A 9,271-nucleotide genomic window follows, 5' to 3' on the forward strand; every position below is an offset into this window, starting at 1 on the left:
GCCATAGACGGCGAGGCTCCTGATAGCCTCACATGTGGCGTATACAGCGCTTCCATTCTGGCAATGAACCATTGTTTCGTTTCGGGATGATCGATCAGGCACGAAAGAACGCCACGCGCACTGGAACGCTGGTAGGTTTCGAGCTTTGAGATCGCCTTGATTTTCGATATCATATTGCTGCGGCGGATGTCAGATTGAGGAGGATATTATATGCTTAAAGACATCATTCTTCATCTGGAGCGCGACCCCTCGCGGGATATCGCCCGTGATTTTTCTGTTTCGATAGCCGAAGCTTTTTCCGCCCACTTGACGGCGCTTATATTTAACTTCGAGGCGAACATTCCCGCGGATGCTCTCGGCGATCTCTTTGCCGAGAGTGAGGTGGAAGCGCGTGGCGCAATTGAGCGTTTTGAACTGGCGACGAAGCGCGGCGCTCTCTCAGCTGAATCGCGTCTTGTTTCAGGAACACCGAAGACATTCTCGGAAATGGCGCGGTGTTCTGATCTCAGCATCGTCATGCAGTCCGATGATCATAAGGGCATCAGCAACAGCATCCTTATCGAAACGACGCTGTTTGATTCCGGACGGCCGCTCATTATCGTTCCCAGCACTCAGCGGGAAACTCTGAAGCTCGAAAAAGTCGTGTGCTGTTGGGATGGAAGCCGCACTGCTGCGCGCGCCATTAATGATGCGTTGCCGTTTCTGAAAAAAGCCAACGCTGTGGAGTTGCTCATTGTTGAAGATGAGACAACTGCGAATGAGCAGGTTAAAGGAATTGAGATCGGCCGGCATCTCGCTCGACATGATATCAAGGTAGTGGTGGAGACGATACCAGCGGCTGATATGGACATCGCGAATGCAATTCTATCGCATGTTGCGGGCAGTCCGACGAGTTTGCTTGTCATGGGCGGCTATGGACACTCTCGCCTGCGTGAATTTGTATTCGGCGGAGCGACGCGCGGAATGCTCTCGGCGATGACCGTTCCCGTTTTCATGTCGCATTGAAGTGGGATGGCGGTGCTGAAAGGACCATTGCGCTAGAACGCCTTCAATCACCGGTCCGCTAGAGTGCGCGCCAGATCCTGGCTGGCGCGCCAGGCTGGGTTTCGTCGTTCATCAACAGAGACTTGAGCGACGCTCCCAGATTGCTGCCGTTGAATTCGAGATTCGTCACTTTTTACCCGCATCACGCGAGTCATGACAGTGATCGACACGTATAATCAACGGTCGGATTCTGCTACGAGGTTTACGAGTGGTCCTTACGGGATGGTGGTTGTTATCTCTTTGAGAGATCATACCCGAAGAGGCATCCGAGCAGAACACCAATGGCAACGACTGCCAAGCCAACGAACTGATCTTCACCCACGACGAGATGCCTCTTCCGGAAACTGGTTATAGATGTTTGGTCCGATCGTCGTGCCGATCGCCTCTGGCGGGAAGAATAGAAAATCGCGATGGCCGCCTACGCCAAATTTGTAATGTGCTTTGCGGCTTGAATAGTTCAAATATCGGTCGCCTATGATCATGACACCGGAATACCCGAGCCCGATAAAGAAATCGAAAACGCCTTGCGCTTCTTCTGGCGTGGCTTCGAACTGAACTACCGGCCGATAGCGGCGGATGGTTTGCTCTGCACCGCAGAATACGTCGTGCTCGTGTCCCTCGACGTCGCACTTGATGAATTTGAGATTACTGAAATCCATGTTGATGGTGTCCAACTTTGTAGTGACGACCATCAGAATTTCGTCGGTGAGGTTTCGACGTGAGGTTTGCAGGGAGGCGCTGCCGTCTCCCACCTTCTGGCGCGCAAGACTCGCCACTCCGTCGACGCTGGAAAGCGCAACGTTGAGCACCGTCATGTTACACCATTTGAAGATCGACTTGAGTTGGCTGATCGCTACGTTCATTTCTGGCTGGGGCTCGAATGCGATCACCCGGCCAAGCTTGCCTACTGCACGGGACATCCAGAAGCAATAAATACCCTTGTTGGCCCCGATATCCAGAACGGTGGCGCCGCGTAGATCGAGTCGCATCATCGTTCGGATCTGAAGTTTTTCTGTCCGGTAACGATATCGCAGGCACCGCACCAGGAACCGCAGGGCAGAGTAATAGGTTGAGAATTGCGTGGGTGCCACTGGTGTATCCCTAAGCGGTTCGCAGCCTCGGTTTCATCCGACACACGTTAATTACCCAACGTTGCATCGAGTGTCGACAGGCAACCCGGAGTGGTCAGAAGATGCTACGGTTCGCCGATCACGTACAGGCTGGACAAGATCGAAGCGGCCAAGGCACTCGTCATCGAGTAGCTTGATGGTTGCGGTTGGCCCTCATCACCAGTCCGCTAGAATCCTAGGCAATGCCATGTCTGGTCAAAATATGTTGCGGTTGGCCCTCAATCACCAGTCCGCTAGAATTCCCGGCCAGCCGAGGCGGTGTGTGTGCCCGTTGCGGTTGGCCCTCAATCACCAGTCCGCTAGAATTCAAGTCGCAACAACGTTGAAAGCCGCTGGGTTGCGGTTGGCCCTCAATCACCAGTCCGCTAGAATTCTCGCGCGACGTAGCCTCGGTGAGCGTGTGTTGCGGTTGGCCCTCAATCACCAGTCCGCTAGAATCCAGCTTCACGCCTTACCCATTGAGCAATTGTTGCGGTTGGCCCTCAATCACCAGTCCGCTAGAATCCATTCCAATCTTTCCGGACATACCGGTGGTTGCGGTTGGCCCTCAATCACCAGTCCGCTAGAATCAGCGCCGAAATCAGCCGCTTCTTCGGATCGTTGCGGTTGGCCCTCAATCACCAGTCCGCTAGAATAAGCTGCGGGGGCTTTTTATATGGAGCTTTGTTGCGGTTGGCCCTCAATCACCAGTCCGCTAGAATCCGCGGTTGCCGTGCTCGGCGGGTGCGCGAGTTGCGGTTGGCCCTCAATCACCAGTCCGCTAGAATTTATGCTGGCTTTACTCGGGGAGGTTGTGGGTTGCGGTTGGCCCTCAATCACCAGTCCGCTAGAATTCGCTCGACTACAAGGTTTACTACGGCGACGTTGCGGTTGGCCCTCAATCACCAGTCCGCTAGAATCCAGCTTCACGCCTTACCCATTGAGCAATTGTTGCGGTTGGCCCTCAATCACCAGTCCGCTAGAATCCATTCCAATCTTTCCGGACATACCGGTGGTTGCGGTTGGCCCTCAATCACCAGTCCGCTAGAATCTCGGCGTCGGCTTCGGAAAGATGGCCGGCGTTGCGGTTGGCCCTCAATCACCAGTCCGCTAGAATGACGCGATCCACCGGGTGCGCAAGGGCGTGGTTGCGGTTGGCCCTCAATCACCAGTCCGCTAGAATTACGCCACCCTTTGAACCCTGACCGTTTCTGTTGCGGTTGGCCCTCAATCACCAGTCCGCTAGAATTCGAGCATGAGTGTCGTCAAACTGATTCAGGTTGCGGTTGGCCCTCAATCACCAGTCCGCTAGAATAACAGAACAGACGCGTCAACGACGTTTTGGGTTGCGGTTGGCCCTCAATCACCAGTCCGCTAGAATCCAAGTCGGATCAAGGTCTTGGAAACAGGGCCTTTTTCCTTGCTGCGGGGAGGGGCGATCAACGTGAATTCCCTCAGAACAGAACGAACTGATTCGGATTTTCCGGGCTCCGTTCGCGTTTCCTTCCGCGATAGGTCCGGATGTTTTCGTACTGCTTATCGGTGATCGCCATAATGTGGATCTTTCCGGACGCCGGCATGAACTGCTCGATCTTGCGTTCGTAAGCCGCAGCCTGTTCCTTGCCCGCGCAGAATCGCAAATATACAGAAAACTGGCTCATCTCGAAGCCCAGATCGAGAAGCTTCAGTCGAAAGCCGCTGGCCGCTTTTCGTTCTTTCTTGGTGCCGACCGGCAGGTCGAACAGGACGACAAGCCACATGATCCGATATCCCGAAAGTGCCGGCGGTGATCTCGATCGGGTCGGGGCGCCCGCCATGTTCAAAAGCCCAGAGGCAGACCCGGCTGCGGTAAGGTCAGTTGATTGGCTTCGCCGGCGTAGGCTTTCGCCAGTGAACTTGTCAGGCGCTCGAGGCAAACCATCATCGGGCTCAATCCCTCGCTCGTGGGGAGGTCGATGACCATCGTGCGAGCCAGCGCCGCCTTGGCATCGGTTGTGACATCGACGACTCCCTCGATCTTAAGTCGATGGACTTCGCGGTCCACCACCGGACGGAACGGCTCCATCAGGTCATCGACCAGGACAAGCGCATTGCCTCGGTTCGAGTGTTTCAGTCCAAGGCTGGGATGAAGGCCCGCAGCCATGACAGCGCGCGCGGTGGCGGCGCGCAGCACCGCGTAGCCATAGTTGAGCAGGCCATTGATGCCGCCGCCGTCCTGATCGCGTCGAAAGTCAGATCCGAGCAGAAGCCGCCAATAGCGCCGCGCCGCTTCGGCTTCGACATTGTCCGGATCGCCGGTCCGCACCTTGCGGGCCAGCAGCCTGAATCCTCCAGCCTCTGCTCCAACCGCGGCAAGCGTGGCGCCTTGTGCAAGGATCTTGGCCTGAACGATCTGCTGCCAGAGTCGCTTTTTCAGCGGCGCCGACGCATTGGCTTGATCGTTCATGCGGCCGGCCTGTGCATGATGGCCGTCGACCGGCCACACCACGGCTGCGGGACGGTGATTGGCTCCGCAAAGAACCACCGGCACGCCGCGAGCCGCCAGATTGACAAGCAGGTTGTTCGAGTAGGTCAGGCCATGCGCGTTCGCGATCACCGCCGCGACGTCATCGAGAGGCACCCGTCCAATTTCGCCGGCCTTCTCGGACACGATCATGAAGCCGCGTTCGGTCGCGAGATGCCGACCGTCGCCGGCGACTTCCACTACGCGTCCCACCATGTGGTGAACCTCCTGCGGGCGAGCCTTCGCGTCGCAGGATTATGAGGCGGTGCTACGAATGCTCGCAACACGTGTGTTAAGACAAGGTTAATTCGGCACGATGCGCCATACCCGCCCGAGTTCGTCAACGCGCACCGGCACGGCATTCAGCTTCTTCAGCGTATTGTAGGAGGCCATCAGCCAGCGGAAGGGATCGATCTCGTTGTCGGTTGCATGACGCTTGTCGAGATTGCCGGTTTCGTTGTGCTCGGCGAGCTTGAAACGTGCTGCTGACGCATCGAGCCGATGGACAACCATGATCCGGGTTCGGCCGTCATGATCGAGCCTGATCAGATCCCCCTTATGGATTCGCATCACCAGCTTCGCGCCTTCGGCGTTACGCCATTGCACCGCATGCGCTATCCTTGGGCCGGCGTTCTTCTTGTTGGCATCGAAACGACGCACCGCCTCGCCGTTCCATTTACCGTCGGCCGTCTCGAAAACTTCCACACAGAAATTCTCGCCCGCACTGTATGCCTTGTATACGGCGCCGGTGGTTTGGTTGGTAATCGGAACGAGGTAATCCGCCTTCTCCTTCTTGAGAATTCGGATGTGCCGCAAGCCATGCTTGAGTTGCGGATACGAATCGGACGGTTCTTTCAACTGTCGAAGCGCGTCAGCCAGCGCCACGCCCTTTTTCTTTTCGGCATCAACATGCTCGCGCACGATTCTGCGCAGGCGACGATCGCGGATGCGATCGACCTCGTTCTCATTCAGCCCTTCGATCGCCTTGCGATAAACAAGGTTTCCGTCCTCTTCTTCTGTCTGGCCCGTGATGTCCAATGGCTTGACGAAGCCGTAGGCGCTGTCTTCGTGCAGCTTGCCTTCGATGCCGTGATCAGGCTTGTGCGAGACCACCATTTTGTCGAGCGACGTCTTGAGATCGTCGCGCATGGTCGGCCATGGCGGATCGATGATGAATTTCTCTCGTTCCTCGTCATAGGCGTTAGCCATCTTCCAGAGCAGTGAGCGATCCGTCAGCGCAACGACCAGGCCGTCGATGGCGTGATGGCGGTGATCGGCGCGGTTCTTGACGCCGGAGAACTCCATGTCGTCGGTGGACGCAAGGAATTCCTCTGCTTTACCCTGCACGCCGGCATAGTTGTGATCCGGCAGCAGTGCATTGAGACTCCACTTGCCGCGCAGCATACCGGTGAGGCGGCCGGGCACCACCCAGATCCGGTTCGGATCGGTCACAGCGCCGAGATACTGTTTCGCAAGCCGCGCCAGCCAGCCCGTTTCGTTGAGCTGCCGCGCGAGAAAGCCTCCGCGCTTGTCGAATTCCCCACGGGCGTCGGCGTCGAATCGCCAGCGCTTGTTGCGCGGCAGACCGGCGGCGCGGGCCGCGATGTCGTCCCAATTGTAGCGATGGCCCTGAATGGTCGGGCTCGATCCGAACGCCTCGAACGGGGTCATCTTGCGCTTGTGGCGGTTGGCGTAACGCATGCAGATGATCTTGTTGGCCGCGCTGTCATCCAGCGTCATCGCGACCGGAAGGATGTGGTCGATGTCGACCTCATCGGACAGGAGCCGTTCGATGCTGATCTGCTCGCCCGTGTAAACGCATTTGCGATCGAGAGGATCATGCGCGAGTTCTTCCCACAGCCGCATTTTAAGCAGGTTGCGCGGATTTGCGGGATGCCCGAACTTGGCCAGCTCCTCAGCGCGCGCTTTGTTTTTCTCCTGGTTCCTGCGTTGCTCGCGCTGCTTCTCCGTCTTTTGCTGTTCGGACAGCTTCAGTGCGCGGGTGAATTCGATCGAAATTTCGGCAGGCGGACCATACTTGTCGATCAGCTCATTGACGATGCGGCGCAATTGCCCCAGCCCGATATGTACTGTCGGATTCGGAAACTGGCCGTATTGTTTCTCCTTCTGATCCCGCGCGTCGCCGCTGCCGACCACGGCGTCCTGTAGCCACTGGCCGTAATACGGCAGGCGGTCGAGCTGTTCTCCGGTCGGTAGCTTTGCATGGTCGTAGCCGGCGCGTTGAGCCGCGATATGATAGCCCGCGCCCGACACTTCATCATCATCTGCTTCGTTCTGCATGATGGGCAGAATATTCCGGATCGCACGCAGCCCGAGCCGGCAGTGGCCGTCCGGCAGCGTCGTGTTGGCGACGCGCGCCGCGGCCGCGCCATCGAGCGCGCATTCGCTTGCGAGCCATGCGATCAGTTCGTTTTCGTCTTCGGTTTCTTCAAGCTTCGCCACGATTGCGATCTGCCGCTCCAGCGGGAAGCCGCGCCACGCCTTGCCGAACCCTTTTTTGTCCGACAACCTGGCTGCGGTCTGGTCGCCGTCGAGCGCCGCGCGCCGGTCGGATTCGAGATTGAACTTCGCTTCCGCAGGCAGCTTGAGCAGCGTGCGCAGCTTGTCGAATTTTACTTCCTTGTTGGCCAGCAACGCGGCGACGACGAGGTCGCTTTGCTCCTTGGTGAGCTTGCGCGATCCCTTGCCGGTTTCCCGAATCTCAAGGTTGCGCGCCTCCGAGAGAATACGAAACCGCTGCGCCAGCGGATGCGACCATGGCGCGCGATAGCCTTCCGGATCTTCCTTGAAAGGACGCGTCGCGGGATCGAGCGTGCATTTGCCGACGATCGCGGGTTTAAGAGGACGCTGGAAGAAGATGATGTGCGCGATCTCCGCCCTCGCATCATCCGTCATCGCCGCATGATGCGCGCGCTGTGCCGTCCAGATGGCGTTGAATTCATCCAGCAGCATCGCGCGGGTGGGATAGAAATCGTAGCTCGCCTTGGCGCCTGAGATGTGGGCGCGGGCACGGACGCCATCCGGCGCATCTCCCTGGGGCAGCACCTCGTTGCCGAACAGGCGCTTGCGGACCCTGGCCCAGATCTTCTTGCGGGCGTTGCCGGTGAGATGGTCCTTGCCGAGCCGTACGAGTTCGGCGCGGATGGCTTTCTGCCGCTCTTCATAGGATTGGCGCAGGTGCATGTCAGCGAAGAATGCGCCGAGCGTGCTGGCGTTTGCTTCCTTCATCGCCGCATCGAGTTTCGACGCCGCCTGCTTGATGGCGCCGCCCTCGCTCTGCTTGCTGTCGGTCTTGCGGTTCGACTGAAAGCCGCGGCGCTGGTTGAGGTGAAACAGCGCGCGACCGACATGATGCGCGGGCAGGGCATCTGTCAGCGCCGTCTTGCGCAGCGCATAGGGATCAAGGGTTTCAAGCGCCTGGCGCGGGCGGGTATCGTTCGGAAGCAATCCGTATTTGATGAGCGCTGCGATCAGTTTTTTGCGACGATCGACGAAGCGGTCGCGCCGCTTGCGCGCGCCGCGCGCCATCCGGCGATCGACGGCGTTGGACATGCCGGACTGCGGATCACGGCCATCGGGAAAGATGCGGACGCCGCCGGGACCGAGCCCAACGGGCTCATACCGTTCGCCGCGCTTCTCAAGATACGTGACGAACCAGCCGAGGGAGTTGGAGCCGAGGTCGAGGCCAAGGCGGTACAAAACTGACGAGACTCCGGGTATCTCAATCTTTTTCATAGCGAGATGGCCGACGCCTCTCAAAATGTGGAAAACAAACCTCTATTAACATTGATGGTTGCTCGCAAGTCGAATCCATTCAATACACACAGCGTGTGCGTGTGGTCGTTGTAGTGTGATAGCTACAACGACAACTGAAACAGTTGCGGTTGGCTTACTCCAGTCCGTTAAGATCGGAGAAAGCTACAATGACGATAAGATACCTAAGAAAATTCTTTCCTCGTATGCTTTGGATTCGCTTTGATCTCAAGCTTCGATTCTAAGAATTGACTGTGTGGCTACCAGATGTTTCTGGTAGCCACACCTCTTGACAAAGTTAGGGGTGATATTTCACAGTCTTAAGGTGTAATAGCGTTACGGCAGACTTACTGGTTTTAGCGGACTGGTGATTGAGGGCCTCCCGTTAACAAGCTTATGCACAAAATGGGGCACCCTGCGGGGTGCCCCTTCCATTTTGTGGTGACCGTTCCGTCAGAGATAACTCCCGGAGACTATACCGGCAGTGCGCTTGTTAGAGTCTGCATCGTTCAGCATTCACTGAACGAGATGACGCGGAGCATGATGTCTTCGATAGCTGATTTACGCGCGTACGGAATGCTTTGTATCGGCCCGGACCTTCTCTGTAAGGATTGCTTGCAAGCACCAAGCGGACCCGAGCGCTTACGCACGAAAGCGAAGCTTCTACAAATACCGCGAGACGGATCCGGATGCATAATCCGAAGGCCGTCTCGCGCCTTGTCGTGCGGCATGAGGGCCTATGGTCCTCTTGCCGGATCGGTGTGGAAGCCGACGCCGACCGCGCCTCTGCGGATCGGGTAGTTATGAGAGACCGGATCGAGCTGCGGGAACAGGGCATCGA

At 57.5% G+C, this 9,271-nt stretch carries 5 protein-coding genes and 1 CRISPR repeat array; of the genes, 1 reads left to right on the forward strand and 4 read right to left on the reverse strand.

What is annotated here, in order from left to right:
• The first annotated feature begins 210 nt into the window (after positions 1 to 210).
• Complete coding sequence (locus NWI01_RS13815) at positions 211 to 1,005, forward strand: universal stress protein (RefSeq protein ID WP_141384441.1); 795 nt, start codon at positions 211 to 213, stop codon at positions 1,003 to 1,005.
• 353 nt (positions 1,006 to 1,358) lie between these two features.
• On the opposite strand, the gene NWI01_RS13820 is transcribed toward NWI01_RS13815, so the two are convergent.
• The 4 genes from NWI01_RS13820 to cas9 all read right to left on the reverse strand — a co-directional run bounded on the left by NWI01_RS13820 (position 1,359) and on the right by cas9 (position 8,412).
• A complete protein-coding gene (locus tag NWI01_RS13820) occupies positions 1,359 to 2,036 on the reverse strand; it encodes an FkbM family methyltransferase (RefSeq protein ID WP_244613768.1) in 678 nt (225 codons plus the stop codon).
• Positions 2,037 to 2,378: 342 nt separating this feature from the next.
• Positions 2,379 to 3,534: direct repeats of the CRISPR family, unit length 36 nt; unit sequence GTTGCGGTTGGCCCTCAATCACCAGTCCGCTAGAAT.
• Positions 3,535 to 3,607: 73 nt separating this feature from the next.
• Positions 3,608 to 3,913 carry a CRISPR-associated endonuclease Cas2 gene (gene cas2, locus NWI01_RS13825; protein WP_011314256.1) on the reverse strand — a complete coding sequence of 102 codons (306 nt, stop codon included), beginning with the start codon at positions 3,911 to 3,913 and terminating at the stop codon, positions 3,608 to 3,610.
• 59 nt (positions 3,914 to 3,972) lie between these two features.
• A complete protein-coding gene (gene cas1 / locus NWI01_RS13830) occupies positions 3,973 to 4,872 on the reverse strand; it encodes a type II CRISPR-associated endonuclease Cas1 (protein ID WP_141384445.1) in 900 nt (299 codons plus the stop codon).
• Positions 4,873 to 4,959: 87 nt separating this feature from the next.
• Entirely contained in the window at positions 4,960 to 8,412 is a 3,453-nt protein-coding gene (cas9, locus tag NWI01_RS13835) for a type II CRISPR RNA-guided endonuclease Cas9 (protein WP_141384447.1), read from the reverse strand.
• Between the last annotated feature and the right edge of the window lie 859 nt (positions 8,413 to 9,271).

Source organism: Nitrobacter winogradskyi (genome assembly GCF_006539545.1).
Taxonomy (GTDB): Bacteria; Pseudomonadota; Alphaproteobacteria; order Rhizobiales; family Xanthobacteraceae; genus Nitrobacter; species Nitrobacter winogradskyi_A.

Bases quoted from the DNA above. Each gene is read 5' to 3' on its own strand.
- NWI01_RS13815 (WP_141384441.1), top strand. From the start codon at position 211: ATGCTTAAAGACATCATTCTTCATCTGGAGCGCGACCCCTCGCGGGAT.
- NWI01_RS13820 (WP_244613768.1), bottom strand. From the start codon at position 2,036: ATGATGCGACTCGATCTACGCGGCGCCACCGTTCTGGATATCGGGGCC.
- cas2 (WP_011314256.1), bottom strand. From the start codon at position 3,913: ATGTGGCTTGTCGTCCTGTTCGACCTGCCGGTCGGCACCAAGAAAGAA.
- cas1 (WP_141384445.1), bottom strand. From the start codon at position 4,872: ATGGTGGGACGCGTAGTGGAAGTCGCCGGCGACGGTCGGCATCTCGCG.
- cas9 (WP_141384447.1), bottom strand. From the start codon at position 8,412: ATGAAAAAGATTGAGATACCCGGAGTCTCGTCAGTTTTGTACCGCCTT.